The organism is Methylobacterium carpenticola (assembly GCF_042748905.1).
Classification (GTDB): domain Bacteria; phylum Pseudomonadota; class Alphaproteobacteria; order Rhizobiales; family Beijerinckiaceae; genus Methylobacterium; species Methylobacterium carpenticola.
On the sequence record NZ_JBHZEO010000001.1, the window covers coordinates 6,050,908 to 6,077,123 of the forward strand.

The 26,216-nt window shown below is 69.4% G+C and carries 26 protein-coding genes and 1 tRNA gene; 11 read left to right on the forward strand and 16 right to left on the reverse strand.

Translation table 11 applies throughout. The features are described from left to right. Positions 1-47 precede the first annotated feature (47 nt). Entirely contained in the window at positions 48-821 is a 774-nt protein-coding gene (locus tag ACE101_RS28020) for a Crp/Fnr family transcriptional regulator (RefSeq protein ID WP_379138994.1), read from the reverse strand. A gap of 428 nt (positions 822-1,249) precedes the next feature. Here ACE101_RS28020 and ACE101_RS28025 point away from each other — a divergent pair, with 428 nt between their 5' ends. Together ACE101_RS28025 and ACE101_RS28030 are read left to right on the forward strand one after the other, a co-directional pair. Beyond that, complete coding sequence (locus ACE101_RS28025) at positions 1,250-3,118, forward strand: PAS domain S-box protein (RefSeq protein ID WP_379136848.1); 1,869 nt, start codon at positions 1,250-1,252, stop codon at positions 3,116-3,118. Positions 3,119-3,227: 109 nt separating this feature from the next. Next, the gene (locus tag ACE101_RS28030) at positions 3,228-3,563 is read left to right on the forward strand and encodes a response regulator (RefSeq protein ID WP_379138997.1); all 336 of its coding nucleotides are present in this window, start codon (positions 3,228-3,230) and stop codon (positions 3,561-3,563) included. 168 nt (positions 3,564-3,731) lie between these two features. Here the strand turns inward: ACE101_RS28030 and ACE101_RS28035 are convergent, their stop codons facing one another. Next, positions 3,732-4,556, reverse strand: coding sequence for a hypothetical protein (locus ACE101_RS28035; RefSeq protein ID WP_379136849.1), 825 nt, complete (start codon positions 4,554-4,556; stop codon positions 3,732-3,734). Positions 4,557-4,831: 275 nt separating this feature from the next. Here ACE101_RS28035 and ACE101_RS28040 point away from each other — a divergent pair, with 275 nt between their 5' ends. Both ACE101_RS28040 and ACE101_RS28045 read left to right on the forward strand, forming a co-directional pair. Beyond that, on the forward strand, positions 4,832-5,113 hold the full coding sequence (locus ACE101_RS28040; protein ID WP_379136852.1) for a hypothetical protein: 282 nt from the start codon (positions 4,832-4,834) through the stop codon (positions 5,111-5,113). A 79-nt stretch (positions 5,114-5,192) separates the two neighbouring features. After that, positions 5,193-5,714 carry a DedA family protein gene (locus ACE101_RS28045; protein ID WP_379136854.1) on the forward strand — a complete coding sequence of 174 codons (522 nt, stop codon included), beginning with the start codon at positions 5,193-5,195 and terminating at the stop codon, positions 5,712-5,714. Between the two features lie 82 nt (positions 5,715-5,796). On the opposite strand, the gene ACE101_RS28050 is transcribed toward ACE101_RS28045, so the two are convergent. From ACE101_RS28050 to ACE101_RS28065, 4 genes are all read right to left on the reverse strand, one after another. Further along, positions 5,797-6,279, reverse strand: a complete 483-nt coding sequence (locus ACE101_RS28050; protein ID WP_379136857.1) for a YidB family protein — start codon at positions 6,277-6,279, stop codon at positions 5,797-5,799. 148 nt (positions 6,280-6,427) lie between these two features. Further along, positions 6,428-7,711, reverse strand: coding sequence for an adenylate/guanylate cyclase domain-containing protein (locus ACE101_RS28055; protein WP_379138999.1), 1,284 nt, complete (start codon positions 7,709-7,711; stop codon positions 6,428-6,430). Between the two features lie 392 nt (positions 7,712-8,103). Beyond that, positions 8,104-8,490, reverse strand: a complete 387-nt coding sequence (locus ACE101_RS28060; RefSeq protein ID WP_379136858.1) for a helix-turn-helix domain-containing protein — start codon at positions 8,488-8,490, stop codon at positions 8,104-8,106. Next, positions 8,487-9,053: a hypothetical protein gene (locus ACE101_RS28065; protein WP_379136860.1), complete on the reverse strand. Its 567-nt coding sequence runs from the start codon at positions 9,051-9,053 to the stop codon at positions 8,487-8,489. Before ACE101_RS28065 ends, ACE101_RS28060 begins: the two co-directional genes overlap by 4 nt. Before the next feature lie 51 nt (positions 9,054-9,104). Between ACE101_RS28065 and ACE101_RS28070 the strand changes: the two genes are divergently transcribed. Continuing rightward, on the forward strand, positions 9,105-9,251 hold the full coding sequence (locus ACE101_RS28070) for a hypothetical protein (protein ID WP_379136863.1): 147 nt from the start codon (positions 9,105-9,107) through the stop codon (positions 9,249-9,251). Positions 9,252-9,279: 28 nt separating this feature from the next. Here the strand turns inward: ACE101_RS28070 and ACE101_RS28075 are convergent. Both ACE101_RS28075 and ACE101_RS28080 read right to left on the reverse strand, forming a co-directional pair. Beyond that, a tRNA-Leu gene (locus ACE101_RS28075) sits at positions 9,280-9,364 on the reverse strand. Between the two features lie 45 nt (positions 9,365-9,409). Further along, a complete protein-coding gene (locus ACE101_RS28080; protein ID WP_379136866.1) occupies positions 9,410-10,552 on the reverse strand; it encodes a ceramide glucosyltransferase in 1,143 nt (380 codons plus the stop codon). Between the two features lie 181 nt (positions 10,553-10,733). Between ACE101_RS28080 and ACE101_RS28085 the strand changes: the two genes are divergently transcribed. Beyond that, entirely contained in the window at positions 10,734-12,809 is a 2,076-nt protein-coding gene (locus ACE101_RS28085; protein WP_379136869.1) for a prolyl oligopeptidase family serine peptidase, read from the forward strand. Between the two features lie 27 nt (positions 12,810-12,836). Here ACE101_RS28085 and ACE101_RS28090 read toward each other — a convergent pair whose 3' ends face one another. From ACE101_RS28090 to ACE101_RS28115, 6 genes are all read right to left on the reverse strand, one after another. Continuing rightward, positions 12,837-13,196: a hypothetical protein gene (locus ACE101_RS28090; protein WP_379136871.1), complete on the reverse strand. Its 360-nt coding sequence runs from the start codon at positions 13,194-13,196 to the stop codon at positions 12,837-12,839. 109 nt (positions 13,197-13,305) lie between these two features. Beyond that, positions 13,306-14,250: a GTPase Era gene (gene era / locus ACE101_RS28095; protein WP_379136874.1), complete on the reverse strand. Its 945-nt coding sequence runs from the start codon at positions 14,248-14,250 to the stop codon at positions 13,306-13,308. Between the two features lie 3 nt (positions 14,251-14,253). After that, a complete protein-coding gene (rnc, locus tag ACE101_RS28100) occupies positions 14,254-14,985 on the reverse strand; it encodes a ribonuclease III (protein WP_379136875.1) in 732 nt (243 codons plus the stop codon). Positions 14,986-14,996: 11 nt separating this feature from the next. After that, positions 14,997-15,788, reverse strand: coding sequence for a signal peptidase I (gene lepB, locus ACE101_RS28105; RefSeq protein WP_379139002.1), 792 nt, complete (start codon positions 15,786-15,788; stop codon positions 14,997-14,999). 137 nt (positions 15,789-15,925) lie between these two features. Further along, complete coding sequence (gene acpS, locus ACE101_RS28110; RefSeq protein WP_379136877.1) at positions 15,926-16,324, reverse strand: holo-ACP synthase; 399 nt, start codon at positions 16,322-16,324, stop codon at positions 15,926-15,928. Next, positions 16,321-17,079 carry a pyridoxine 5'-phosphate synthase gene (locus ACE101_RS28115; protein ID WP_379136880.1) on the reverse strand — a complete coding sequence of 253 codons (759 nt, stop codon included), beginning with the start codon at positions 17,077-17,079 and terminating at the stop codon, positions 16,321-16,323. Before ACE101_RS28115 ends, acpS begins: the two co-directional genes overlap by 4 nt. Positions 17,080-17,539: 460 nt before the next feature. Here ACE101_RS28115 and ACE101_RS28120 point away from each other — a divergent pair, with 460 nt between their 5' ends. The 3 genes from ACE101_RS28120 to ACE101_RS28130 all read left to right on the forward strand — a co-directional run bounded on the left by ACE101_RS28120 (position 17,540) and on the right by ACE101_RS28130 (position 21,570). Then, on the forward strand, positions 17,540-18,241 hold the full coding sequence (locus ACE101_RS28120) for a PRC-barrel domain-containing protein (RefSeq protein WP_379136881.1): 702 nt from the start codon (positions 17,540-17,542) through the stop codon (positions 18,239-18,241). After that, complete coding sequence (locus ACE101_RS28125; protein WP_379136883.1) at positions 18,238-19,578, forward strand: MFS transporter; 1,341 nt, start codon at positions 18,238-18,240, stop codon at positions 19,576-19,578. Before ACE101_RS28120 ends, ACE101_RS28125 begins: the two co-directional genes overlap by 4 nt. A gap of 228 nt (positions 19,579-19,806) precedes the next feature. Continuing rightward, positions 19,807-21,570, forward strand: a complete 1,764-nt coding sequence (locus ACE101_RS28130) for an ABC transporter ATP-binding protein (RefSeq protein WP_379136885.1) — start codon at positions 19,807-19,809, stop codon at positions 21,568-21,570. Positions 21,571-21,719: 149 nt separating this feature from the next. Here ACE101_RS28130 and ACE101_RS28135 read toward each other — a convergent pair whose 3' ends face one another. Next, on the reverse strand, positions 21,720-23,183 hold the full coding sequence (locus tag ACE101_RS28135) for a UdgX family uracil-DNA binding protein (protein WP_379136888.1): 1,464 nt from the start codon (positions 23,181-23,183) through the stop codon (positions 21,720-21,722). Beyond that, positions 23,183-24,415 (reverse strand): putative DNA modification/repair radical SAM protein, encoded by a 1,233-nt coding sequence (locus ACE101_RS28140; protein WP_379136891.1) that lies wholly within the window; start codon positions 24,413-24,415, stop codon positions 23,183-23,185. The genes ACE101_RS28135 and ACE101_RS28140 overlap by 1 nt, the downstream gene beginning before the upstream one ends. Positions 24,416-24,546: 131 nt before the next feature. On the opposite strand from ACE101_RS28140, the gene ACE101_RS28145 reads away from it, so the two are divergent. Both ACE101_RS28145 and ACE101_RS28150 read left to right on the forward strand, forming a co-directional pair. Then, positions 24,547-24,759, forward strand: coding sequence for a hypothetical protein (locus tag ACE101_RS28145; RefSeq protein WP_379136894.1), 213 nt, complete (start codon positions 24,547-24,549; stop codon positions 24,757-24,759). A gap of 120 nt (positions 24,760-24,879) precedes the next feature. Then, positions 24,880-26,190, forward strand: coding sequence for a Gfo/Idh/MocA family oxidoreductase (locus ACE101_RS28150; protein WP_379136896.1), 1,311 nt, complete (start codon positions 24,880-24,882; stop codon positions 26,188-26,190). Positions 26,191-26,216 lie beyond the last annotated feature (26 nt).

A 26,216-nucleotide genomic window follows, 5' to 3' on the forward strand; every position in this document is an offset into this window, starting at 1 on the left:
CCCCGAAGGCCGGCCCGGCCAGCGCAGCCGCGACGCGGCGTGCTCGTTCAGTCCAGAGGCCCGATCAGGCGGCGATACTCGGCCTCGGGGCGGCCATAGGCGTCCTGCGCGAACTCCTCCAACCCGCGACGGTCCCGGATCGTAATATGGCCGCGCTCGGTTCGGATGAAGCCGTTGCCCTCCAGAACGTGCAGCGCCGTCGTCACGCTCGGGCGGCGCACGGCCAGCATCAGCGACAGAAAATCGTGGGTGAGCGCCATCTCGTTGGTGGGGCTTCGGTCGTGGCACATCAGCAGCCGGCGCGCGAGCCGCTCGTCGATCGGATGCACCGCGTTCGACAAGGCCGTGAAGTTCGTCTGCAATCCGCGTACCTGCACGAAGCGCAGCAGCAGGTTTCGGAGTGATGCGGTTTCCGGACGATCACTTTCGGAAACCGTATCACGAGCCCGCGCGGCGCCTGAGCGAGGCCGGTTTCCGCATCGCGAAGCGATCATCCGGAAACCGTATGACGCACTCTCCTCGATGGCATCAATCAGGGCCGGTCGGGCGATCCTGTAAGCACCGTCCGCCAGTTGGATCACGATCCGATGCGGCGAGCGGTCCGACCCCAGGATGACGCTGAGGGGAACGCAGCCCTCCTTTCCGACGATGCCCGCCTCGATCTTCAGGCCCTCGGGCGAACTCGCGATGATCGAGCTGATGCTGCCTTCAGGGAAGGAGACGTGCTCGATCAGCCCGTCCTCCTCGACCAAAACGTCGCCCCTCTTCAGCGTGCAGCGTCCGAGGTGCGGGGCGAGAAGCGCGAAGTCCTCGCCGGACATCAGCGCCAACAGCCGGCCATCCACGGCGACGCCGCCGAGCCGGATCGGCCCGGGCCGGCCGGCCTCGATTGCCGTGGCCACGGCCCCCGACAGCTCCAGCTCGCCGGCTGCCCGTTCCGGGCCGCAGACCAGCTGCTCCTTGTCGGCCACGAAGGCCTCGGGATCGCGGGTGGGGCAAGGCGCCGAAGCCGGGACGCGCAGGTCCGCGACAGCGTCCGAGCCTTCAGAGGCTGAGGCATGCGGAACGTGGCGGCATCCCCCGAAGCAGGCCTGATGGCCGTCTGGATCGTTCCTGGCGAGCAAGCCCTCCCGGAATGGCTTGGATCGCGCGTCGGCTCGCGCGTACACACATGATCGCAGTGCTGCGCGGGTTCTAAACCGTAGCCCGCACTGACGAGCGCCCGATCGACCAGTGCCGGGGAGAGGTGATGCCCGTCTACGATCAGATGCTGAAGCGCCAGCAGGTGCTGGCTGACTTCGGCGAGTTCGCCTTGCGCAGCGACAACCTCGACGAGGTCCTCACCGAAGCCTGCCGCCTCGTTGGAGAGGCCCTTGGCACCCATCGCGCCAAGATCCTGGAAATCCAGAGGGGCGAAGAATGCCTCCTGGTGCGCGCCGGTGTCGGCTGGGATCCCGGCATTGTTGGCCAGCTACGCCTGCCGATGAGTGAACGCTCGTCTGAAACCTTCTCGATCAAGAAGGGCAAGCCCGTCATCACCCAGGACATCCGCAAGGAAGAGCGCTTCGAAGTCCCGGCGTTCATGAGGAGGGCCGGTGTGATCGCGCTCGCCAACGTACCGATCTTCGTGCCCGGTCAGAAGGCCTACGGGCTGCTGCAGGTGGATGCAACGGAGCCGCGCGACTTCGGCCAGGAGGACATTGAATTCCTTCGCACCTACGCCACCATTCTGGGCCCTGTCATCGATCGCCTGCAGAAGGTGGGGAACCTGCGCGCGAGCGAGGAACGCTTCCGCCTCGTGGTCGAGAACGCCCGCGACTACGCGATCTTCACCACCGATCCCCAGGACAGGATCACCGACTGGTATCATGGTGCGCAGGCCGTGTTCGGCTGGAGTGCCGAGGAGATCATCGGCCAGCCTGCAGCCATCATATTCACGACTGAGGACCGACAGGCGGGCGAGGATGCCAAGGAGACCGAGATTGCCGTTCGCGAAGGTTCCGCGCCGAACGTGCGCTGGCATGTCCGCAAGGACGGCTCGCGCGTGTTCATCGAGGGGATGACAACGGCCCTGTGCCGTCCCGACGGCTCGCTGAAAGGCTTCCTCAAAATCGGCCAGGACGTCACCGGGCGCCGGGAGGCGGAGACGGCTCTGCGCGAGAGCGAGGAACGCTTCCGTTCGTTCGCGGAGACTTCCGCAGACACGCTCTGGATCGTCAAGGCCGAGACCGGTCAGCTCGAGTATCTCAGCCCCGCCTTCGAGGAAATGTGGGGCGAGCCGCGCGAGGGAGTCATGGCCGATCTCGGCCGCTGGCTCGAGCTCGTCCATCCGGAGGACCGGAAGCGCGCTTCGCAGGGCATGCCGCGGGTTCTGAGTGGCGACAGGTTCATCAACGAGTATCGCATCGTGCGCCCATCCGACGGGACCGTGCGCTGGATCCACGACACGGGTTTCCCGATCAGGAACGAGCGCGGAGAGGTCTGGCGGGCGGGCGGCATCGCTCAGGACGTGACGGATCAGAAAGAGACGGAGGCGCGCCTGGAGATCTTGGTCAAAGAGCTGCAACACCGCTCGCGCAACCTCCTGGGCCTCGTCACGGCACTCGCGAACCGCACCATCGGCCGAGGCGCGCCGGTTGAGAGCTTTACCACGCGGTTGAAGGCGCTCAGCCGGGCACAAGCCCTGCTCAGCCAGTCCGGCAGCGATGCCGTCGAGGTGCGGGCACTCGTGAATGCGGAGTTCGCCGCGCATCTGGGCGGCCCAGGTGGGCGCATAACCATCTCGGGTCCGGAGGTGCAGCTCACCTCAACGCAGGTGCAGACATTCGCGCTCGCCTTGCACGAACTGACCACCAACGCGGTGAAGTACGGCGCATTGAAGGGCGAGGTGGGCCGGCTCTCCGTCGCCTGGGAGCTGCTCCCGAGCGATGACGGAGGCAAGCGCTTGGCACTCAGTTGGGTTGAGAGCGGAGTAGACGTACGCCCGGAGATGGTAAGCCGGCGCGGCTACGGGCGAGAGCTGATCGAGCAGGCTCTCGCCTATGCACTGCAAGCCCGGACCGAGTTCGTGCTCGGTGGGGACGGGGTGCGCTGTCGGATCGAGCTGCCGATCGCCTAACCCACGACAATGTGCGTTCGGATCGAAGCCGATAAGGCGTGGGGGTATGCCGCGCGCTTCCGAGCCCTCATGCCTCATTCCTCGTTTCCCGTTGTCCAACCGTCGCGTAATGGTGGTGGAAGACGATTACTTCATCGCCATGGACGTTAAGTATATCCTCCAGCAGGCAGGTGCCGACGTGGTCGGCCCAGTTCCTGACGTGGAGCAGGCGTTAGCACTCATCGGAGCGGGTTCGCTCGACGCGGCGGTGCTCGACGTGAACCTTAGGAATGAAGAGGTCTACCTGATTGCGGACCGGCTGCGTGAGGATGGCGTGCCGTATCTGTTTGCCACGGGCGAGGAGCAGATCGCGGACCGCTCTGACTATCGCACGCGCCCGAAGTTGATGAAGCCGATCCTCGACACTGAGTTGGTGCAAGCGGTGGGCAAACTCATGCCCAACTGACCGGCCAGCGCTCTGCGACACGCCCGTCGGCGAAGGTCTGCTCGGGGCGGCGAGGCACCATGTGAGAGGGTTTGGGCGAATGCCCACTTCTCACCCTGAGCGGCCCTCCAAACAGTCAGGCTGGTCGGGCCAAGTTCATAGGCGTAGTTCGTCCGCGACGCTGAAGTGCTATAGCCTCTTCGCCCGCACTGGCCGCCGCTCCAACGCGCCCTGCATTTCCCGCTCAATCCGCCGTCGCTTCCACGCCGGCCGGTACCGCTCGGTTCCATCGGATCGTCTGCCACCCGGAAGGCCTGAATTCGCGTCGTCGCCCGGCTGCGCCGGCGCCGACGGCTGCCCGCGTATCTGCACTGCCTCGGGCTCGGGCCCGACGAAGGTCTGCTCGGCCAGCCAGTCCGCGGCGATCGCCTCGAGGAGGTCACGGAAGCGCGCCGCCACGAAGGCCACCGACTGCCGGCTATCCCCGCGCCCAAGCCCGCGCGAGATCTCCGCGAACTCGCGTCCGTTCGCCAGGACCAGGTGGAGGAAGCGGGCACCATCGCTGCCCACGGCCCGCTCGAGGCGCGCGATCAGCCCCTCGACGAGCCGGCCATCATCGATCGCCAGCAGGAGTGACAGCTCGTGCGCGACGGCCTGGTCGACGCGGTCGCGGCCGTCCGGTGAGCCCCCACCCCGCGGGCCCGCCCGCCGCTCGAATACCTCCTGCAGCACGCGGCCGACGAGGGAGGCCTGTTCCGAGACGCGCTTGTGCGCGAATTCCCGCTCCAGCAGGTCGGTGTTGCGGCTGATGGGAACCGCGACCTGCTCCGGGGGCGCGAAGGGATCGCGCTCCGGGTTCGGCCAGGGATCGTCGACGCCGCCGACCGCCGTTCGCACGTTCTGCGATGGCACGGGACGTTCCGGCCTGCGGGGCACGTGTGCCACGCCACCGTCATCGCGTGAGCGCGAGCGATACGGCGTCGTGCCGCGCACGAGCCGGTCGGCAGATGACATCGGTTCATCCCCGCGCCTCGATATCGAAGCGGTATCATAATACCTCGTCGGAGGCAGGTCCGCCCAGGACTGGCCGCAAGGTGCGGTCGGGTTGTCAGATGGGCCATTCCTACCATCAGGCCAGCCATAGAGCCGAAGTACCGTGGCGGGCATTCCAGAGGCACTCATCCGTTGCGCCTGCATCAGCCTGGAGCAGCGCCACGGATCAGGCCTTGCCGGGAGGAACGCTTTTACGGCGGCGGCAGTTCTAGCGGGCAACAACCAGGAGTGAAAGCATGCGACTTGTCGGACAAGCGTCGGTTATCGCTGTCGTGACGCTCATGAGCGTCGGGGCCGCGGAGGCGAAGGGCTGCATCAAAGGCGCGATCATCGGCGGTCTGGCTGGCCACTACCTGGCCGAGCGCGGCGTAGTTGGCGCCGTGGCGGGGTGCCTCGGCGGCCGCTACCTCGCCAATCGTCAGGCCCGGCGCGAGATCGACTATGGCTCACGTGTGCAACCGCGCAACTCGGGCTACGGGCCGCCCCAGGCCTATCCGCGCCGCTCCTACAGCTACTGAACGGGCTGTTAAGGCCATTTGGTGAGGCAGCCTCGGTCGGCTGCCTCACTCCCCCAAGGTTTCCCGATAGAGCGGCTTGATGGACCTTGATGCAATTCGGCAGTGGTCGCTCGCCTTCATCGAGGCCCACAAGGCCTGGACGCCGTTGATCGCGGGCTTGCTCGCCTTCTGCGAGTCCGTTGCCTTCCTGTCGTTTCTGGTGCCCGCCACGGTCATCCTGCTCGCTCTCGGGCCGATGATCGCGGCAGCCGACGTCTCGTTCTGGCCGGTGGTGCTCTGCGCGGCACTGGGGGCGGCACTCGGAGACTGGATCTCCTACGAGTTTGGCCACTACTTCAAGGACGATGCGAAGCGGATGTGGCCGATGCGGCGCTACCCCGCGGCCTTGGCCCGCGCCGAGGCGTTCTGCAGGCGCTGGGGAGCGGGCGCGGTGGCGCTCGGCCGCTTCTTCGGGCCGATCCGGGCCGTCATTCCTCTGGTAGCGGGTGTCTTCGGCGTGCGCCGCTTGCCGTTCCAGGCCGCGAACCTCGCCTCAGCACTGGCCTGGGCTTTCGTACTGATCGCGCCGGGTGCAGGGCTGATGACGTGGTACCGAGGTTGAGGGCAGCTCATCCGTGACGCCACCTCGCCCGCGCTGGGCAAGCTCTTCCGCGCCGGGCAAGGCGGCGCCACGGTCTTGCCGACTAGGCCGGAACCCGTCCATCGGGCGTGTAGCGGTCGACCGCCTGCGGGAGGTCACGGGAGAGCCGGGACAGTAGCTCCTCGCGAGAGAGCCCGGTCCGCTGCGTGAGAGCCATCAGCACGTCGGGACCGATCGCCTGTTCCAGCTGGCTTGGCGCGATATCCTGGTTCGGTCCACGGTCCACCCAGGACTGTGCAACCACGCCGTGACCGGCTTGGTGGAAGCGCTCCAGCATCTCGCCGAGACTGCTGTTCAGGAACCCGCCGGGAGACGCGCCGCGCTGGTTACCCAGGAGGCCTCCGAGGAGGCCGCCCAAGCCTCCGGCCGAGCTGCCGGGACCAGTCGGTGCGGCATCGGCCCGGGCAGAAGCAGGGACGTCCTGACCGGCGCCGCCAAGCAACTCTGCGATTTTGTCCCTGTTCTGGTAGCCTGCCAAGGCTAGCAGACCCAGGAGCGCCGTCATGGAGGGGTAGCCATCGCTCATGGTTCATCTCCGACTTGCGGTAGCGGAGTTGCGTCCGCCCGCTCGGGTTTCAGACCCCACAAACGCGTGAGGCCACCGAGACGATGCAGGCGAGGTATCTTGGCGGGCCGCACGCGCGATGCAACCCTTGAGCTACAACCGGTGATCCTCATCGGGCTGAAGAAGGAGAAACCGCTCTTTCATCAAGATGGCGGCGATTTTCTGCTTCCGAAATTCCAGAAGTTAGCGTTCCCACCAATCTGTTGACGATTTCGTCCTCAATATCCATCAATGAGGCTTCGTGGCTTTTAAATCGATCTGCCCAGACTTGTGCCCCAGTCGATGTGTCAATCAACTGCGCATTGATACGGAATCGCCCGTCGGAGTGGTGTATCGTTCCCGAAAAAATATATCTTACATCTAAATATTTTTTGATCTCGCGCGGATCAATATTTCTGTCTTTGAGTTCGCGAGCGATGCTATTGGCGAATACAAAAATGTTTTCTGACCGAGACAAGTCGGATGTTATATCTTCTGCGACCGCGGCTGCCAAAATATCTCCCGCTAGTCCACCTTCAGGATTTTTGAACGGCATAATCAAAACAGACGTTCTGGCAGTAATTCTCTTTGCAGTTGCGCCAGCTCCACCGAGCGCATTGGTAAAAATGGCATTTCTCAGGTCATTATTATAAAAATTTTGGTATTCAAAATTTATGTTGTCAGATGACAAGAATGTCATGCCGATTATCAGCGGCAGAATCATGGACAAAAGCACAATTTTTCGTATATTAACCCGTATATCTGCTATAGGTTTTGAATTGCTTATCGATGCTTGGCGCGCTATGGCTTCAGGGGTGATTGCAAAAACTCGCACGGCATGATCAATATTCTTGAGGTGGACTGACCCGAGGTCGACAAATTCACATTGTATTTTGCCTCTGATCTGATCAAGGGCCGCTTGAGAAATGCATATACCACCGTTGGGAGCTATATTCTCCAGTCGAGATGCGACATTAACGCTATTACCATAAATATCTCCGTCGTCATCTACCGTAACATCTCCCACGCCTATGCCCATTCGAAAAAACACACGCTGATCTTCATCTATATACTTATTCGATGCCAATAAAGAACGCTGCATCTCAATTGCGCAGTTCACAGCGTGGCGCGTGCTCGAGAACTCGACTAGTACCCCGTCTCCGCTCGATTTTATGACCCGGCCTCCATGGTGCCTCGTACTCGGATAGAGCAAATTGCGGCGGAGAGACCTTAGCTTTAAGATGGTCCCGGTTTCGTCTCTGCACATGTGTTGGCTGTATCCGACCATATCGGCAGCCAGAATAGCGGCAATGTGAGGTTCTCCGCCATGAACAGCTTTGAAGTTAGGCTTTGCCATAACAGGGCCTTTAGACTTCGCAACCGCCCTACCAGATTTCCATATAGTACCATTCATGAGCAAGGCAAGCCGATCACAATTTTATTGGGTACAACAAATCACATCAAACTCAACCATAAAGAGACATGTGGACGGATGTAGTCTATATAGGTGACAACGGAATTGTGCGCGAGCTTGACAGCCACAACCTTCGCTGTTGATTTTATTCGCCCATCATGCGGGCGACGCTGTGGATCATCTACGCAGCCTGCTTATCCATCCAGCATGCCGGCATACTGCGGCACGCCCCGAAGGATGACAGTGTCCGACCGTGTTCCCGACGGCACCGAGCACTGACTCCGGCAATGCGCTTCACGCCAGGATCCACCTGGGCAGTGAACGTTTAGAAATCGTGCCAGGTATGTGAATGTCCGGAGTGTGCTCGCAACCCGCCCCGCGGGGCCGATCCGTCAGGATCGGAATGGCTCTTCCGCGACTCTTCCCTTGGCTCTTCGAACGAAGTGGGCCCGGAATCGGATTCCGGTTGGCGTGACGTGAGATTCCGGTTGCTCGGCTCCGAGGTGCCGGTTGCGGCTGGCGCTCGTCCGGGAGCCGTTGCGTCGTCGCCGCTCCTCCCGATGCAGGGAGCCCTCGTTCTCCAGCCACTTCAGCGCCATGCGCGCGGCGCGCTCGCTGTCGGCCGTGAGCTCGGCCAGCTCCTCCTGCGACGGCCAGCAGGCGCCCGCGCTGTCCGCATGCATGGCGATCGCGTTGAGCACGTTGCGGGCAACCGGGTTGGTGATCCGGCGCTGCCGGCGCGCCCACTGGATCGCCGGGTAGGGCGAGGGCCGGCTCATGGCGTCACCCGTTCGATCAGGCCGGCCGCGCGCAGCGCGTCGGCGAGCGCGGCGAGCTGCGCATCGTCGAGGCCGAAGCGCTCGCGGGCGGCGGTGATCGGCCGGCGCGGCGCCGCCCAGGAGAACCAGGCGGAGAGGCCGAGGGCGGCCGCGGAGATCGCGCGCTGGTCGAGGGCGCGGACCTCGATCGGGACGTAGCGGGGCTGGGAGGAGCGCGTCAGGCGGGATCGCGCGACGCGCGGGTGGCGGTTGGGGTGGGCCGATGCCGGGCAAAGCTCCGCCCCGCACCGAAGCGGTGAGGCGGCGTCGGAACTCAGGTCATGACGGCGCGCAGGGCGGCGGGCCCCGGGCGGAGCGGCGAGACCTTCTCGATCCGCGCCGAGAAGACGGGAGCGATCGTGACGCGGCCGGTCCTGCCGTAGCTCGCGGCCTCGATCGCGGCGACGAGGACGGGCGATCTCGCCTTCACCGTGCAGCTGGATGGCCAGCCCTTCGTGAAGGAAGGCTTCGGGAACGGGTTTCGGGAGGTTTGCCGGGCGGCGAAGGTGCCGGGCTCGGCACATGGTCTGCGCGAGGCCGGAGCGCGGCGCGCGGCCGAGGCAGGAGCGACGGAGATGCAGCTCAACGCCCTGTTCGGCTGGCGCCCCGGCAGCCGCGAGAGCGCGACCGATACCCGGACCGCCGACAAGGCGCGGCTGGCCCGGGATGCGCCCGTTCTTCCCGCACCGTCATCCCAGGTGCGGGATCGATCGGCAAAATAGAAGAAAAATCAGCGGGTTGAAAATAACATGGTGCCCGCAGAGGGAATCGAACCCCCACGCCTTGCGGCTGACGATTTTGAGTCGTCCGCGTCTACCAATTCCGCCATGCGGGCACGCGCCCCGCTGTGCCGCGAGCCATGCGCGGAGTCAATCCCGGCTTACGCGGCGGTGGCGTCGGCGTCGAGGCGCGCGGTGGGTTTGGTGCGGATGTCCATCGCGTTGCCGCGCCAGACGATGTCGCGGGCGACCCAGGCGGCGAGCCAGACGCCGAGCAGCATCCCGTCCCGGGCGAGGCAGGCCGCCGCCCAGCGCCACGAGCGGTGCCAGCCGTTCCGGGCGGCGAGCACCCATTCGGCGCCGTACCATGCCGCGCCCACGGCGCCCGTGGCGAGGAGGCCGGCCCCGCCGCCCCCGGCGGCGAGGAAGCCCGCCACCAGCGGGATCAGCGCGCCGATGCCGATCTCGGGGGCGAAGAAGAGCGGGAAGGTCACCCGCCGCAGCCGCGCCCAGCGCAGCTGACGCGCCCAGACCTCCACCGCCCGCCGCCGGCCCAGCGGCTGCCGGAAAGGCGCCCCGACCAAGTGGACGCGGCGCCCCGCGGCGCGCACGAGCTTCGTCGCCGCCGCATCCTCGGCGATCTCGGCGCCGAGCGCCCGGATGCCGCCTTGCGCCTCCAGGAACGGCCGGTGCCAGAGCATGCTCTTGCCCTGCGCGAAGCCGAGCCCGAGGCTCTCGCCCGCATATTGCCAGCGCGCCTGCAGCGTGTTGAGGAAGGCGCATTCCACCTCGGCCCAGAAGCCGTCCGGCCGGTCGCCCACCGGCGTCGAGCAGACGAGGCCGGTGTCGGGCCGCCACGCCGCGAAGAGCTGCTGCACGTAATCCGGCGGCATCAGCACGTTGGAATCAGCCAGGATGATCCAGTCGTGCCGCGCCGCCTCCCAGCCGCGCACGCAGTTGTTGAGCTTGGGGTTCTCGCTCACCCGCTCGTCGCCGACGATCAGCCGCGACGGCACGGACGGGTGCGCCTTCATCAGCCTGCGCACCAGCGGCACCACCGGGTCGGTGGCGCGGGCCACGCAGATGATCAGCTCGTAGGCCGGATGGGCGAGCCGGAAGCCGGAGGCCAGCGTCTCCTCGCTGAAGGGTTCGAGCCCACAGACCGGCCGCACGATGGTCACGGGCACGGGCTCGGGGGACGGACCCCGGCCCTTGCGCCCGATCCGCCGCAGGGCGAGGCCGAGGCTGACGAGGTTGATCGCGCTCAGCCCGAGGCAGAGGGCGGCGAGCCAGGAGCCGGTCATGCGAGGTCCCGTCGGCACGAAGGGCGGTCCGCGCGCGGCGGGTGCCGGACGCCCGGTTTACAAACAGACCGCGTGTTTCAACCGTGTGACGGTGGCGCCGAACTCGTCCTTGCCCGCCCCTGGACGGGGGCTCCCCAGCGGTTAGGTTCGCGAGACGGCCCGCTCCGCTTCGGAACCCCTCATGACGCTCGTGCCCGATCCCCGCCCGACGCTCGCCGCCCCGGACGACGACCCCTATCTCTGGCTGGAGGAGATCGACGGCGCGCGGGCTCTCGCCTGGGTCGAGGCGCAGAACGCGGCGACGCACGAGATCCTCGCGGACGGGCGCTTCGCCGCCGACCGCGACGGCCTCAAGGCCGCCCTCGACCGGCCCGACAAGATCCCGGGCGTCACCCGCCGCGGCGGGCTCCTCTACAACCTGTGGCAGGATGCGGAGCATCCGCGCGGCCTGTGGCGGCGCACCACCCTCGCGGCCTATCGCGGCGGCGATCCGGAGTGGGAGGTGCTGCTCGACCTCGACGCCCTCGCCCGCGAGGAGGCGGAGGATTGGGTCTGGGCCGGGGCGGTCAGCCTGCCGGGCTCCCACGATCGGGCGCTCCTCAAGCTGTCGCGGGGCGGCGGCGATGCCACGGCGATCCGGGAATTCGACATTCCCTCGCGCGGCTTCGTTCCGGACGGCTTCGTGCTGCCGGAGGGCAAGAGCTATCCGGCCTGGCTCGACCGGGACACCGTGCTCCTGTCGAGCCCCCTCGGCGAGGGCATGGCGACGCTCTCGGGCTATCCGCGCACGGTCCGCCTCTGGGCCCGTGGCGGCGATCCGCTGGCCGCGCCGGTGCTGTTCGAGGCGCCGCCCGAGAGCATGGCGGTCTACGGCGCACCCGACCGGGACGTGGTTCCGGAGCGCCTCGTCTTCGTGGAGCGCACGGGCTTCTTCGACGCCGTGATCCATTTCGGCGACCGCAGCGGGCCGACGACCCGCCTCGACCTGCCCACCGATGCCGAGGCGCAGTGGCACCGCGGTTTCCTCGCGGTCCGGCCGCGCACGCCCTGGACGGTCGGGCCCGTGACCTACGCTCCCGACACGGTGCTGGGGATCGGCCTCGACGCCTTCCTGGCCGGCGAGCGGGATTTCCGGGTGCTGTTCGAGCCGGGGCCCCGGCGGGCCCTGCAGGGCTTCTTCTGGTCGGGTCCCTTCCTCGTCCTCTCGGTGCTGGACGATCTGCGCGCCGTCTTCCCGGTCTTCACCCCGGCGGAGGATTGGGCGGCGAGCGAGGTCGGCGGGCTGCCGCAGCTCGGCATGGTCAGCGTCTGGTCCCTCGACGGCGAAGAGGAGGAGACCAACGGCGATCTCCTCGCCGCCGCCAACGATCCGCTGACACCCGCGACCCTGATGCTCACCCGTCCGGGGCCCGGCGCGCCCGCGATCCTGCGGCAGGCCCCGGCCGCCTTCTCGTCCGAGGGGCTGGTGGTGACGCGCCACGAGGCGGTGTCGGCGGACGGGGAGCGCATCCCCTACGTCCAGGCCGGCCCGCCCGGCGAGACCGGCGAGGCGCCGGTGCATCTCTCGGGCTATGGCGGCTTCCAGGTCTCCAACCTCGCGGGCTACTCGATCGTGCTCGGGCGGCTGTGGCTGGCGAAGGGCGGCACCCGGGTGGTGGCGAATATCCGCGGCGGCGGCGAGTTCGGCACCCGCTGGCACGAGGCGGGCCGGCGCGAGGGCAAGGCGCTCTCGCACGACGATTTCGCGGCCGTCGCCGCCGACCTCGTCCGGCGCGGCGTCACCCGGCCCGGGCGCATCGCCGCGGAGGGCGGCTCGAACGGCGGCCTCCTCATCGCCAACATGCTGACGCGCTATCCGGAGCGCTTCGGCGCCCTGCTCTGCACCATCCCGCTGATCGACATGCGCCGCTATCACCGGCTGCTCGCCGGGGCGAGCTGGGTCGCGGAATACGGCGATCCGGACAAGCCGGAGGATTGGGATTTCCTGCAAAGGATCTCCGCCTACCACGTCGCGGAGCCCGGCCGGACCTATCCGCCGATCCTGATCGCCACCACGCGCCGGGACGACCGGGTCCATCCGGGCCATGCGCGCAAGATGGCGGCCAAGCTCCAGGCCATGGGCTATCCGGCGCGGTTCTACGAGCCGGAGGCCGGCGGCCATTCCTACGGCAAGAACAGCGCCGAGACCGCGAGCTTCGCGGCCCTCTGCGCAGCCTTCCTGCGCCGGAGCATCGGCTGGGAGCCGGACGTCGCGTAGCCGTGCGACATCCGTCCGGGCGCAGCCTCAGTGAACGCGCCGCAGGGCGCTCAGGACGCTGTCCCGGTGCCAGCCGCCGCCCCGCGGCGCCGGGACGCCGCGGGCGGTGAGCGCCCGGGCGATCCCCGCGACGGTAGTGATTCCCTCGGCGCGTATCTCGGCGAGGATCGGTGCCACGGCGCTCGCGCGCTGATCGGCAATCGCTTTCGTGACGGCCATGGCCTTGGCGGCCGAGGCTCTCCGGGTCAGATGCAGGCTCATCGCCACCTCATGGTCTTCGCAGAATGAGGAGGGCGACGGCCCGGCAAACCGGTGATCGGGGGAAGGCCGAACCGTCGCGTGTGCCGGGCCGGTCTCGTGGACCGCCGTGCCCGGCCAGATGAGCATCGGCGGATCGGGGTTAACGACCGGTTAAAGCGCGCCGGATGACGAGCATCGCCGATCGTACGACTGGCGACCAAGATCCTTTACAGTGAGCGCTGCGGATATCCGCAGCTCAGCCGCGTGGGAATTCCAGGCCCATCTCGCGGTAGCGCTCGGGATCGTCGGCCCAGTTCTCGCGGACCTTCACGTAAAGGAAAAGATGGACCGGCGTCTCGGCCGCTTCCGCGATCTCGATGCGGGCCGCCTGCCCGATCGCCTTGATGGTCTGGCCGCCCTTGCCGAGCACGATCTTCCGCTGGCTCTCGCGCTCGACGAAGATCGTCTGCTCGATGCGCACCGATCCGTCCGGCCGCACCTGCCACTGGTCGGTCTCGACGGTGGAGGAATAGGGCAGTTCCTCGTGCAGCCGGTCGTAGATCTTCTCGCGGGTGATCTCGGCGGCGAGCATCCGCAGGGGCGCGTCGGAGATCTGGTCCTCGGGGTACAGCCAGGGGCTCACGGGCATCAGCCCGGCGAGCACCCGGCGCAGGTCCGCCACCCCGTCTCCGGTGAGGGCCGAGACCATGAAGGTGTGGTCGAAGGGCAGGCGCGCGTTGAGCGAGGCGGCGAGTTCCAGGAGCCGCTCGCGGGCGATCACGTCGATCTTGTTGAGGACGAGGATCTTGGGCCGGCGCAGCTCCGGCAGCCGGCCGAGCACCGCCTCCACCTCCTCGTCGACGCCCTTGCGGGCGTCGATCAGCAGGCAGATCGCGTCCGCATCCGCGGCTCCGCTCCAGGCCGAGGTCACCATGGCCCGGTCGAGCCGGCGCTTGGGCGCGAAGATGCCGGGCGTATCGACGAAGACGATCTGGGCCGGCCCCTCCATGGCGATGCCGCGCACCAGCGCCCGCGTCGTCTGCACCTTGCGGGAGACGATCGAGACCTTGCTGCCGACGAGGCTGTTGAGGAGGGTCGATTTGCCGGCATTCGGCACCCCGATCAGGGCGACGAAGCCCGCGCGGGTCTCAGCCGGCGGGGCGGAATCGGGGGCGGAGGGGGAGTCGTGCGTTTCGGACATGGATCATTCCGTACCCTCCGCGCCCTCGTCGCGCCAGACGCCCTCGCGCACGAGGAGCAGGCGCGCGGCCTCCTGCTCGGCGAGGCGCTTCGAGCCGCCGACACCGAGGCCGGGCTCCACCCCGGAGACGCGCGCCTCGATGCGGAAGATCGGGGCGTGGTCCGGGCCGGCCCGCTCCACCACGGCGTAGGTCGGGGTCGGCAGGCCGAGCCCCTGGGCCCATTCCTGCAACGCCGATTTCGGGTCGCGGGTCCGCGCGCCCTCCACCGCCTCGCCGGCTCCGAAGGCGCGGTCGATCACCGCCTTGGCGGCCTCGTAGCCGGCATCGAGGAAGATCGCGCCGAGGATCGCCTCGCAGACATCGGCGAGGATGGCGGCGTTGCGCCGCCCCCCGCCATGCACCTCGCCCGCCCCGAGCTTGAGATGCGGCCCGACGTCCCAGGCGGTGGCGACCGCCGCGCAGCTCTCCCGGCGCACGAGGCCCGAGAGCCGCCGCGACAGGTCGCCCTCGTCGGCGCCCGGCAGCGCGCGGAACAGTCCGTCCGCCACCGCGAGACCGAGCACACGGTCGCCGAGGAATTCCAGGCGCTGGTAGCTCTCCGGGCCGGTCGCGGCGCTGACATGCGTCACCGCCCGCAGCAGCAGATCCGGATCGGCGAAGCGGTGGCCGATCCGCTCCTCGAGAGCCGAGAGGTCCGGCCGGTCGGCCCGACGCTTCCCGCGGCGTGCGCCCACGGCGCCCTCCGTCAGTGGATCGGGGTGAACAGGCGGCCCCAGCGCACGGTCCAGGGCCAGTTCCAGACCTGCCAGGCGGCGGCGCCCTCGTCGATGGAGAAGAAGATCACCTCGGCGCGCCCGACGAGGTTCTCGAAGGGCACGTAGCCGACGCTGCCGAGATCGCGGGAATCGGTGGAATTGTCGCGGTTGTCGCCCATCATGAAGAAGTGGCCGGCCGGCACCGTGTAGACGTTGGTGTTGTCCCACAGGCCGCGGTCGCCGTCGCGCTCGATGATCCGGTGCGAGACGCCGTTCGGCAGGGTCTCGACATATTGCGGCACCTGCGTCGGCTGGCCGAACGCGTCGGTGGAGGTGAAGTCCTCGACCTGCTCGCGCTTCACCGGCCGGCCGTTGATGTTGAGGATCCCGTTGATCATCTGGACGCGGTCGCCCGGCAGCCCGATCACCCGCTTGATGTAGTCGGTGGCGTTGTCCTTCGGCAGCTTGAACACCACGATGTCGCCGCGCTTGGGCTCCGCGCCCCAGATCCGGCCGTGGGCCTGGAAGGGCAGGTACTCGCTCAAGGGAAGCGAGTACTTGGAGTAGCCGAGCGAGTACTTCGAGACGAAGAGATAGTCGCCGACCAGCAGGGTCGGCACCAGCGAACTCGACGGGATGTTGAACGGCTGGAACAGCAGCGTCCGCACCACGACGGCGATCAGGAGAGCCTGGAGGCCGACCTTCACGGTCTCCTTGACGGTCTCCCAGAGGCCCGCCTCCTTGGCCGGCTTGAGGTCGTGGTTGCTGCGCGCGCGTTCCATAGTCATTCGCCTCCGGCGGTCCGTTCTCTCGCCGTGGCGACCGCCGAAGCGGGCGAGCAAGCCGCGGTGCCGCGCGGTCTAGACCAACGCTTGGCCGCCCGCAACGCGCAGGTCCGCCGCGCCCCGGCCGGCCTCTCTTATTCCGGCAGGGCCTCGATCACCACGAAGGCCTGGGCGAGGGGCGGATCGTCCGTGAGCGAGACGTGGACCGCGGCGCGGTGGCCCGCCGGCGTGATCGCCGCCAGCCGCGCCGCGGCGCCGCCGGTGAGCCGCAGGGTCGGGCGCCCGCCGGGGAGGTTCACCACCTCCATGTCGCGCCAGAACACCCCGTGCGCGAGCCCGGTGCCGAGCGCCTTGGCGCAGGCCTCCTTGGCGGCGAAGCGCCGCGCGTAGGACGGGGCCCGGGCGGCCCGGCGGTCGCTGCGGGCCCGCTCGCCCTCCGTGAAGATCCGGTGCGTGAAGCGGTCCCCGAACCGGTCGAGGGAGCGGTCGATCCGCCGGATGTCGCAGAGGTCGGAGCCGATCCCGATGATCACGCGCCCGCCCCGGCCCGCGAGGCGTCCATCGCCGCCCGCATGGCGCGCACCGCGGCGGAGAAGCCGACGAAGACCGCATCCGCCACGATGGCGTGGCCGATGTTGAGTTCGCGCAGATCCGCCAGCGCCGCGACGGGCCCGACGCTGTCGAGGGTGAGGCCGTGGCCCGCATGCACTTCGAGCCCGAGCGCGGTGCCGTGCCGCGCGGCCCGGGCGATGCGGGCGAGTTGGCGCTCGGCCTCCGCCGTCTCGCCCGCGGCCACCGCCTCGCAGTAGCGGCCCGTATGCAGCTCGACCACGGGCGCTTCGAGGCCGCGGGCCGCATCCATGATGTGCACGTCGGGTTCCACGAAGAGCGAGACCCGGATGCCGGCCTCCGACAGCCGGGCCACGGCGGCCCGGACCGGCTCGCGGGCGGTGACGATGTCGAGGCCGCCCTCGGTGGTGCGCTCCTCGCGCCGCTCGGGCACGAGGCAGGCCGCGTGCGGCTTCAGCCGCACGGCGATGCCGACCATCTCCTCGGTGATCGCCATCTCGAGGTTGAGCGGCCGGTCGATCTCGCGCTTGAGCCGCTCCACGTCCTCGTCGCGGATGTGGCGGCGGTCCTCGCGCAGATGCGCGGTGATGCCGTCCGCCCCCGCCTCCACGGCGATGCGGGCCGCGCGCAGGGGATCCGGCATGACGCCGCCGCGGGCGTTCCGGAGCGTGGCGATGTGGTCGATGTTGACGCCGAGGCGAAGCGGGGACGCGGACATCGGTCGAAGACTCCCGGGATGGGCGCGGTTTAGCGGAGCGCGGGCGGGAGGGCCAGCGATGTCCGTCGGCCTTGAAGGCAATTGCCTCCGGGCGGCGACCCTGCCTGTGCGTTTCGCCGTATCCCCTCCCGGATTTCCGGCCGGCGTGCCTGGACACCTCGCCGGGGCGCCCGCAAGGATGGCGGTGCGGTGGCGGGGCTGGCGGCCGGGCGGCCGTTCCCCGATGATCCACGATTGTGAGGCCGGGCCGGCCGCAGGCCCGCCGCGGAGACGCATCCCGATGTCTGTTCGACGGCCCGCCCGCGGCGGTCGCCCGATGGCCCGGCCCGCTCACCCGGTGCCTTCCCACAACTTCGCCGCGATGGCCGCCTATCCCTGCGATCGCCGTGACGCCGCGGAACCCAATGGAACCGGCGCGGTTGGCGATCGGACGATGATGCGAGCGAGACGAGGAGACAGCGTGGGCACGATCCTGCGGACGGCCGTGGCGGCCCTCGCGAGCCTGTGGGCGGTCGCCGCGGTCGGGCAGACCGGATCGGTGCCCCCCTCCCCGCCCGCGGAGGCGCCCACCGGCGCGAAGCCCGCGGACACGCCGCCTGCCGCTCCGCCGCAGGCGCAACCGGTACCGCAGGCTCCGGCCCAGCAACCCCCGGCCGCACAGCCTCCGGCTGCCGCGCAGGCCCCCGCCCCGGTGCCGGCCGTGCCCTCGGGCACGCCCGCGACCGTGCTCGACACCCAGGATTACGACGGCGTGCTCGGCAAGCCGGTGCGCAGCGCCGCCGGCGAGGATATGGGCCGCATCATCGACATCATCGTGGACAAGGAGGGCCGGCCGCGGGCGGCGATCATCGATTTCGGCGGCTTCCTCGGCGTCGGCTCCCGCAAGATCGCCGTGGATTGGCGCGCCCTGCACTTCTCGGCCGACAACAAGCCCGGCCGCGCGGTGCTCCAGCTCAGCCGCAACCAAGTGCGGGTGTCTCCCGAATACAAGCCCGGCGACCCGATCGTGGTGCTGGGGCCGGCGTCGCCGGCCGCCCCGGCGGCTCCGGTTCAGGCACCGGCGGCGCCCGCCCCGGCTCAGCCGCCGGCCGCCGCGGCCACGCCGCCCGCCCCTGCTGCCGATCCCGAGCAGGCCGCCGCGCGCAACCCCCCTGAGAAATGACGTCGGCCCGACCCTCTCATCGCCGCTCCCTGGCGCACCGCGAGGTGCCCCTGCCCCGCTACGACGCGCGCGCCGAACCGACGCGCGAGCGTCCCGCGGCGCCGGCTCCCCAGACCGCCAAGCGCCGCGAGAAGCCGGAGCCGTCGCGGGCGAGCACGCAGGGTCTCGACGCCTTCACGTTCTTCGTCGCCAACCTTCAGACCGGTTTCGGGCCCTTCGTCGCCGTCCACTTCACCGCCCATCAGTGGACGCAGGCCGATATCGGCCTCGTCCTCACCGTCGGCGGTCTGTTCAGCCTGCTCGGTCAGGTGCCGGGCGGCGCCTTCGTGGATTGGGTGCGCTCGAAGCGCCTCGTTGCTGCCCTGTCGGTCATCATCATCGGGGCGAGCGCCGCCGGGCTCGGCATCTGGCCGACCTTCCTGATCGCGGCCCTGTCCATGGCCGCCCATTCCCTGGCGAGCTGCACGCTCACGCCCGCCATCGCGGCGATCAGCCTCGGTCTCGCCGGCCATTCCCGGCTCGGCGAGCGGCTCGGGCGCAACGCCCGCTTCTCCTCCATCGGCAACGCCCTCGCGGCGGCCGGGATGGGCGCCTGCGGCTACTACCTGTCGAACGCGGCGGTGTTCTACGTGACCGCCGCCCTGGTGGTGCCGACCCTCGTCGCCCTCTGGTTCATCCGCGCGGACGAGATCGACGTGGTGCGCCCGCAGGCCCGCGACGGTGCCGTCCCGCCGAGCGGCTGGGCGAGCCTGAAGCTCCTCCTCACCAACCGGGCGCTGCTGTGCTTCGCCGCCTGCATCCTCCTGTTCTACATCGCGAACGCGGCGATGCTGCCACTCGTCGGCAGCGTGCTCACCATGCGCACGAGCCAGACCGCGACGGTGCTCATCGCCGCCTGCATCATGGCCCCGCAGATCGTGATGGCCCTGATCGCGCCCGCGGTCGGGCGGGCGGCCCAGACCTATGGCCGCCGGCCCCTGCTGATCCTCGGCTTCGCCGCCCTGCCCCTGCGCGGCGTGCTCTTCGCCTTCACGCAGGAGCCCGAGGTGCTGGTGCTGATCCAGGTGCTCGACGGCATCTCGGCGGCGGTGATCGGCGTGATGGTGCCCCTCGTCGTTGCCGATGCCACCCGCGGCACCGGCCGCTTCAACCTCGCCCTCGGGGCGATCGGCACCGGCATGGGCATCGGGGCGGCGATCAGCACCACCCTCTCGGGCTACATGGCCGACCATCTCGGCACCCATGCGGCCTTCCTGGGGCTCGCCGCCGTGGCGGCCCTGGCGCTGGTGGCCCTGGTCCTGGTGATGCCGGAGACGCGGCGGGCGCGCGGCGCCTGAGCGGCCCGTCCGGGCCGCTGCGGCGCAGCGGAATTCCGCATCGCAGCGCGGCCGCTCAACTCCCGTTCATGTAGGATCGCTATAAATCGAAGCGGCCGACCTTTTTTGCCTGCAACATAAGGCGACGCTTCCGCGTTGCGGCTGTGGCGGGTGCTCCGGAGTCCCGGATCATCCCATCCGTCCCACGGGCGGCCGCACGCGGACGAAGAACCGGGATCGATCGTCACGATGGAAGACCTCTGCGCCTACGCTGAACGGCCCTGGGCTTTCGTGGCCCGCTACCTGCGGCGCCGCGTGGTCCCCCACGCCGCCATCATCGTCGCGGTGCTGGGTGCCGTCGCCTGCTCGGTCAGCACGCAATACGGCCTCAAGGGCGTGGTCGACGCCCTCGGGAAGGGGCCGCAATCTGGGGAGATCTGGGGGGCGCTCACCCTGCTGGTCGTGTTCATCGCCGCCGACAACATGCTCTGGCGCGTGGCGAGCCTGATCGCGAGCTTCACCTTCGTGGCGGTGACCGGCGACATCCGCCGCGACCTGTTCCGGCACCTGACCGGCCACTCGCCCTCCTACTTCGCCGACCGGCAGCCGGGCACCCTGGCGAGCCGCATCACGGCGACCTCGAACGCGATCTTCACCGCCGAGAACATGTTCGTCTGGAACGTGATGCCGCCCTGCGCGGCGGCCTTCGGCGCGATTCTCTATGTCGGCGCGGTCAGCATTCCGATGGCGGCGGGCCTGCTGGTGATCTGCGGCGGCGTCGTGGTGCTGATGTTCCGCATCGCGGCGGCCGGCAAGCCGCTCCACCACGACTTCGCCGAGAAGGCTGCCGCCGTCGACGGCGAGATGGTCGACCTCGTCAGCAACATGCCCCTCGTGCGCGCCTTCTCGGCCTTCAAGCGGGAATACGTGCGCTTCGACGGCACCATCGGCGTCGAGATGAAGGCGCGGCGCCGCAGTCTGCTCTACCTCGAGAAGCTGCGCATCATGCACGCGGTGATCACCGTCGTGGCGGTGCTCGGCCTGCTCTACTGGGCGGTGCGGATGTGGGAGGCGGGAGCCGCGACGGCGGGCCAGGTCGTGCTCGTCTGCACGCTCGGCATCACCATCCTGGCCGCGACCCGCGACCTCGCGGTGGCGCTCGTCGACGTCACCCAGCACACGGCGCGGCTCTCGGAGGCCCTGCGCACGCTGCTCCAGCCCCACGACCTGCGCGACCACCCGGAGGCGAAGCCCCTGGTCGGCGAGGGTGCGCGGCTCGATTTCGAGCACGTCGCCTTCAACTACCCGGACGGGCGCGAGGTCTTCAAGGATTTCAACCTCACCCTCGAGCCGGGCCAGCGGGTCGGCCTCGTCGGGCGCTCCGGCGGCGGCAAGTCGACCCTCTTCACCCTGCTGCAGCGCTTCTACGACCCGCAGGGCGGCCGCATCCTGATCGACGGCCAGGATATCGGCCGGGTCACGCAGGAATCCCTGCGCGAGGCGATCACCGTGGTGCCGCAGGACATCTCGCTCTTCCACCGCTCCCTGCGCGAGAACATCCGCTACGGCCGGCCCGACGCCACCGACGAGGAGGTCTGGGCCGCCGCCGAGGCCGCCCGCTGCTCGGAATTCATCAACGACCTGCCGCAGGGCTTCGACACCATCGTGGGCGACCGCGGCGTGAAGCTCTCGGGCGGCCAGCGCCAGCGCATCGCGGTGGCCCGTGCGATCCTGAAGGATTCGCCGATCCTGCTCCTCGACGAGGCGACCTCGGCCCTCGACACCGAGTCGGAGGAGGCGATCCGCGAGGCGCTCGGCAACCTGATGAAGGGCCGCACCGTGATCGCCATCGCGCACCGTCTCTCGACCCTGAAGGACTTCGACCGGATCGTGGTGCTGGATGGCGGGAAGGTGATCCAGGACGGCTCGCCCGAGCGCCTCGTCCATCTCGACGGCTTCTACCGCGATCTCATCCAGCGCGAGACGATGAAGCTGTCGCGCGAGGCGGCCTGAGCCTCGGAACAGGAGATCGGCGGAATTGCCTCATGCAACTCCTCTGATCTCCGTTCGGCGCTCCGTCCGCGCGCTGGGAGACGGCTTCGATCCTCGGGCTCCGCAGGGATCAGCCTCAAAGCGTTCCCATCGCCGGCTCGGCCGATCCCTCACGCCGCCGTCTCCTCCGCCAGCGCCCGCACCCGCCGCAGGTCGTCCACGAAGGCGGTGTAGGCCGCGTCCTTGGCCCCGTCGGGCAGGCGCAGCAGGTAGGACGGGTGCACGGTGATGAAGCCCGTGTAGGGTTTCCCCGCGAAACGCGCCGGCCCGCGCGCCCGGGTGATCGGGATCGTCTGACCGGTGAGCGCCAGAACCGCCGTCGCGCCGAGCCCCACCACGAGCCGGGGCCGCACGAAGCCGAGTTCCCGGTCGAGCCACCAGCGGTAATGCGCCACCTCGCCGGCGGTGGGCTTCTGGTGGATGCGCCGCCTGCCGCGCTCCTCGAACTTGAAGTGCTTGACCGCATTGGTGAGATAGGCCGCCGGGCGCTCGATCCCCGCCGCCTCCAGCGCCCGGGTGAGGAGCTGGCCCGCCGGGCCGACGAAGGGCCGGCCCTGTCGGTCCTCCTGATCGCCGGGCTGCTCGCCCACGAAGGCGATGGCCGCGCCCAAAGGCCCCTCCCCCAGCACCGCCTGCGTCGCGCCCGGCACCAGCGGCTCGGAGCGCCGGATGATCGCGTTGAGGGCATCGAGCGAGGCGGGCTCCTGCGCGGCCATGGCGGCGAGCGCGCGGGCGGGAACGCGCTTCTGCGGCAGCGCGGGCTCCCGCTCGATCATCGCGGCGACGCGCGGGCGCGCGGCGCGCACGAGGTCGGGAATCGCCGCCGTCTCGGGCAGGTTGCGCCAGTACTTCTTCGGCATCTCGGCCCGCATCGCGGTCGGGTTGAGCCGGGCCGGGTTGAAGGTGCTGGCGTAATAGGCGCACCAGCCGGCCTCGAAGGAATCCGTCGCGGGCACGTCCTCGCGCCGCCCCGGCGGCCCGAGACGCAGCGCCGCGCCGTCCCAATGCGCCGAGGCTTCCGGCGTCAGGATCGACCAGTCGAAGGCGGGGAAGCGCTCTACGAAGAAGGGAGCCGCCGCCGCCAGGATGTGGTGGTCGGGCTCGAACCAGGCGGCGAAGCGCTCGCGCGGCTCTTGTCCCTGCCCTCGCCCCTGCCCCTCCCCCTCCCCTTGCCCCTCCCCTTGCCCCGGCACCCGCCGGAAGCGCAGGAAGGCGTGCATCTTGTGCAGGTCGCGTCCCACGGCCTTGCGCATCCGCAGCAGGCGGTGGACGAGCGGATCGCTCGCCACCTCCAAGAGGTGGCGCTCCCCGTGCAGGGCCCGCCAGACGAGGCCGTAGAGCAGCGCGTAGCGCTCCGGGTCGCGATGGGGCACCACCGCGGGGATCAGCGCCGCCACCGGCTTCGGCAGGGCCAGCGGCGGCGCCTCGGCCTCCGGGGGGGCGGCGAACAGGCCGGGAGCATCCGCCGTGGTGAAGGCCGCCGCCTCGGGCGGCACGCCCTCCGCCGCGAGGCGCCGGGCGGCGGCGCGGAAGCCGGCGAGGTCGGCGCCCGGAGCGAGCCGGATCGTGCGCATCAGCCGAACAGGGCGAGCTGCCGCGGCGGCTCTGGCAGCCGCGGCGGCTCGGCGAGCCGGGCGCGCAGGTCGAGCCGGTCGGTGAGCCGCGTCGGCGCATGGTCGGCCGCGATCAGGAAGGGCCGCGCGCGCTTCAGGCCGGAGGTCAGCCGCGCCACGTCGGCGAGCCGCAGGCGCGTGTGACGGCGCGCGGCGACGATCTTGTCCACCGCCCGCACCCCGAGGCCCGGCACCCGCAGCAGCAGCTCGCGATCGGCATGGTTGACGTCGACGGGGAAGCGCTCGCGGTGCTTGAGCGCCCAGGCGAGCTTCGGGTCGATGTCGAGGGCGAGCATGCCCTCGTCCGATGCCGCCGCCACGTCCTCGGCGGAGAAGGCGTAGTACCGCAGCAGCCAATCCGCTTGGTAGAGCCGGTGCTCGCGCTGCAACGGCGGCGGCTTCGCCGGGAGGAGCGCCGCGGCGTCCGGGATCGGGCTGAAGGCCGAGTAGTAGATCCGCTTGAGCGCGTGGGCGTCGTAGAGGCTGGCGCTCTTGCGGATCAGCGTCGCGTCCGTGCTCGCATCCGCCCCGACGATCACCTGCGTCGACTGACCGGCGGGCGCGAAGCGGCGCTTCTCCTCCCGCGCCTGCACGATGCGCTCGCTCATCTGGCCCATGGCCGTCTCGATCGCGGCGCCGTCCTTCTCGGGCGCGAGCCGCTCCAGGCTCGCCTCGGTGGGAAGTTCGAGGTTGATCGACAGCCGGTCGGCGTAGAGGCCCGCCTGCTCGATCAGCCAGGGGCTCGCCTCGGGGATGGTCTTCAGGTGGATGTAGCCCCGGAAGCCGTGGCGCTGCCGCAGGCCCTTCGCCACCCGGATCAGTTGCTCCATGGTGTGATCGGGCGAGCGGATGATGCCGGAGGACAGGAACAGGCCCTCGATGGTGTTGCGCTTGTAGAACTCCACCGTGAGGGTGATGACCTCCTCCACCGTGAAGCTCGCCCGCCGCACGTTCGAGGAGCGCCGGTTGATGCAGTAGGCGCAGTCGAACAGGCAGTAATTCGTCAGCAGGATCTTCAGGAGCGACACGCAGCGCCCGTCCGGCGTGTAGGCGTGGCAGATCCCCGCTCCCGTGGTCGAGCCGAGACCGCCGGGATCGGCCCGCCGCTTCGGTGCCCCCGAGGAGGCGCAGGAGGCGTCGTACTTCGCCGCATCGGCGAGGATGGTGAGCTTCTTCGCGAGCCGGTCGTCCATGCGGGAGAGAATGGCGCACGTTCTTGTTTTGTTCAAGTGATGGAGACGGCGCCGGAGGAGAGGGTTCGAGCGGAACCGATCGGTGCCGCGTGCTGTTGTCTGGAGGAATTCCAAGCTGGAAGGAGATCAGCATGGCGAGCACCGAGACCGGCATGGCCTGCCGGACCTGCCGCTACTACGACACGCACCGGCTCAATGCCGGCAGCCCGCAGGGCGACGAGGGCCTCTGCCGCTTCAACCCGCCGGTGAGCCAGCCGGAGCCGCAGGGCCATGGCCTGTGGCCGGTGGTCTCCGCCTCCGACTGGTGCGGTCACTACTCCCCCGAGATGATGGCCGGCGAATAGGCCTGCGACGAGTCTCGATCCCCGAAGGGCCGCCGCGTGCGGCCCTTCTCGCGTCAGGAACCCGGGCCGCCGAAGGGGCGTTGGCGGGCGTCCCCCCGCAACCAGCGAACGGCGAGGCGCATGCCCGACGATCTGACCCTTCTCTCCCGCCGCACCCTGATGCTCGCGGGCGGCGCGACGCTCGCCGCCGTCGGCGGGGCGCAGGGTGCGAGCCCGCCCCAGGCGGCCGTCAAACCGGCGCCTGTCGATACCGGGCGGGTGGAGAACGGGCGCGTCACCTTCCCGAACTGGCGCGGGCCCTCCGACCGGCCCGCCGCGCCGCCCCCGGCGCCGCTGCCCCCCGAGCGCCGGGTCGGTTTCGCGGTGGTCGGGCTCGGGCGGCTCTCCTTGGAGGAGATCCTGCCGGCTTTCGGCCAGACGAAGAAGGCGAAGCTCGTGGCATTGCTGTCGGGCAGCCCCGACAAGGCGAAGCTGGTGGCGGCCCAGTACGGGGTGAAACCCGAGGCGGTGCACGGTTACGACGGCTTCGCCGCGCTGGCGCGGAACCCGGAGGTGCAGGCGGTCTACATCGTGACCCCGAACGGCCTCCACCGCGACCACGTGCTCGCCGCGGCGGGGGCCGGCAAGCACGTGCTCTGCGAGAAGCCGATGGCGAATTCCGCCGCCGAGGCGCGGGCGATGATCGATGCCTGCGCCACGGCCGGCGTGAAGCTGATGATCGCCTATCGCTGCCAGTACGAGACCCACAACCGGGAGGTGACGCGGCTGGTGCGGGGCGGCCAGTACGGCAAGCCGAAGCTGATCGAGGCGGTCAACACCCAGACCATGAGCCTCCCCGAGCAGTGGCGCCTGCGGCGCGACCTCGCGGGCGGCGGGGCTCTGCCCGATATCGGCCTCTACTGCCTCAACGGGGTGCGGGCGCTCCTCGGCGAGGAGCCGGTGGCGGTTCAGGCGCAGATCCGCTCGCCCGAGGATCCGCTCTACCGCGAGGTCGAGGAGACGGTGGCGTTCACCCTGCGCTTCCCCTCCGGCGCGCTGGCGCAATGCAACACGAGCTACGGCGCCCACGAGACCCGCCGCCTCGCGGTGCAGGCCGAGGGCGGCGCGATCACCCTGGAGAACGCCTTCGCGTATGAGGGCCAGCGCCTGATCCTGAACCACCGCGAGGGCCGCTCCGAGGCGCGCGAGGAGCGGGCGCTGCCCGTCCACAACCAGTTCGCCCTCGAAATCGACCACATGGCGACCTGCATCCTGGAGGACCGGTCGCCGCGCACGCCCGGCGAGGAGGGCCTGCAGGACCAGATCCTGATGGAGGCGATCTACGAGGCGGCCCGCACCGGCGGCACGGTGGCGCTGAAGCCGCCGGAGCGCACGCTCCAGAAGGGCCCCCTCGACCTCACCCGCGGCCCCGCGCCCGAGGACGCCGGCTGAGATCGAGCCGGCTGAGGATCGCGGGC